2 protein-coding genes are annotated in these 2,489 nt (G+C 48.9%); both read right to left on the minus strand.

Features of this window, described 5'->3' with window-relative positions:
• Window positions 1–1,621: molybdopterin-dependent oxidoreductase (locus KDK16_RS10090; RefSeq protein WP_306670790.1), on the minus strand; the 1,621-nt coding region annotated here is incomplete at its 3' end.
• Window positions 1,622–1,648: 27 nt separating this feature from the next.
• The coding region (locus KDK16_RS10095; protein ID WP_257275935.1) for an NAD(P)/FAD-dependent oxidoreductase at window positions 1,649–2,489 on the minus strand (841 nt) is incomplete at its 5' end.

Genomic DNA, 2,489 nt, shown 5'->3' on the forward strand with positions numbered 1-2,489 from the left:
CATCCGAAATGGAAGCCACAGCACCAATATTAAAATCTCTTGTACGACCCTTAGAATTATTCTCAAAAGCAGAGAGAGCCGCATGTTCACGGAAAATATCAGCAGATCTCTGATAATTAAAGGCGTCACCAAACCCCATCTTTTCTGCCACCTTCGAAATAATCCACCAATCAGGTCTGGCGGCTCCGGAAAGTTCAAACAGAGCTCTCTGCCTCGAAATTCTTCTCTCCGAGTTGGTGACCGTGCCGTCCTTTTCACTCCAGCCAGCGGCGGGCAAACGGATATGGGCAAACTCAGAAGTATCTGTTTTTTCAATGCAATCAGACACGACGACCGTCGGACACTTTTTCAGGGCACTGATCACCGTATTGCTATCAGGCATACTGACCACAGGGTTAGTACCCATAATCCAGACAAATTTTATGTCGCCGTTATTCATGGCATTAAACAAATCTACGGCTGTTTTACCCGGTGATGTAGCAATATTCGGTGCCTTCCAGAATCGCCTGACCCGATCCACATCGTCCGTGTGAAAATCCATATGAGCAGCCAGCTGATTGGCCAAGCCTCCAACCTCCCGACCTCCCATCGCATTTGGCTGACCAGTAAGTGACAATGGCCCAGATCCCGGCTTGCCAATACGTCCCGTAATCAGGTGACAGTTGATGATGGCATTGACTTTATCGGTACCAGCAACGGACTGATTCACACCCTGAGACCAGGCAGTAACGACTTTTCCGGTCTCTGCAAACCACTCACAAAACTGCTTGAGAGCAGCTTTATCAATCCCGCAAAGTTTGGCAACCGCTGAAAAACTCCCTACTTTTCTGGCGGCGTTCAGAGCCTCATTAAAACCTTGGGTGTGCTGATCAATGTATGCCTGATCCAACTTATTGTGCTTATCAAGGTAGCTAAATAACTTATTGAAGAGAGCGGTGTCGGTTCCTGATTTCAGAGGAAGATGCAGGTCGGCGATGTCACAGGTATCAGTGGCACGAGGATCGATGACAACCACCTTCATGTCTGGACGCTGCTCTTTTGCAGCCCTTATTCTCTGGAATAATACCGGGTGACACCAGGCTGTATTGGCACCGACCAGCACGATCATATCGGCTAATTCAAGGTCCTCATAGTTACCAGGCACAGTATCAGAACCGAATGACCTCTTTTGACCTGCTACCGTAGATGCCATACAAAGGCGTGAGTTGGTGTCTATGTTGCCGGAACCAATAAAACCCTTCATCAGTTTGTTAGCCACATAGTAATCTTCTGTCAGTAATTGACCAGAGCCGTATAAAGCCACCGCTTCAGGACCGTACTCTTCTATTGTGGTTTTCAGTCGATAAACAACCTCATCCAGGGCAACATCCCAATTGACTCTCTGCTCACCTATATAAGGGGTCAGGAGACGATTCTCCAGAGAAACCGTTTCTCCGAGTGCACTGCCTTTTGAACAAAGACGTCCAAAATTAGCAGGGTGGTTCTCCCGGCCTTCTATATCCACCAGATGGAGCTCTTTATCGGTGACCGTCGCCTTGATACCGCAGCCAACACCACAATAGGCACACGTCGTATTGATGACTTGCTGAGGGTGATTGCATATATCGATGCTGTCAGCCATAGACATACTTCCTTCATTGGAAATTTCTTAGTGTTTCAGTGCATCTGCATTCAGATAACGTTTGCCGAAAATAAGTTGGTCGCGGATATCTGAAATATCTCGCCCTGTTTCCATCAATTCCTGATACCAGAGACCATCTGAAGCATCGCCAAAGAGCAGAGCCCCCTTCAACTCGTTATCACGGATCACCAGTTTTCGATAGATGCCAACTCCTGCAGCATCAATGATGATTTCTTCATCACTCTCTTCTGCAACAAACTGTCCACTGGAAAACAGATCAATACCGTCTACTTTCAGGCTGGTTGGTATCGGAACTGGCTCAAACCGCTCTCCCGACGAGCCCAACAGTCGATGCACAGCCACCTGAGCGTGCCCATAAACCGGCGCCACAAGACCAAACAGATCGTTGTTCAGCTGCACACACTCGCCAATCGCCGTTACTGAAGGGTCTGAGGTTTGCATTCTGTCGTTCACCAGAATACCTCTATCACACGCCAGACCAGTACCTCTGATCAGTTCTATGTTGGGCCGAACCCCCGCTGTCACTACCACCAGCGAAGCCTGTAACCACTCGCCATCTTTCAGTTGCACGCCGGTCACTTTTCCATCATCACCCGTATAGGAATCCAGCATGGCACTGCAACGGAACTCAATACCTTTTTCTTCCAGTGCTTTCTGCAAAAGCTTTCCGGCCTTTTCATCCAGCTGTCGGGCCATAGGAATGGACATGGTATCCACCACGGTGACCTTCATACCCCGACTGGCGAGGCCACTGGCACATTCAAGACCCAAGAGTCCGCCGCCAATTACCACGGCCTTTGCCCGGGGTCTGGATGAAGCTGTAAGCATCTGCTCAACATCATCAAGA

It is taken from the genome of Endozoicomonas sp. SESOKO4, from assembly GCF_024606275.1.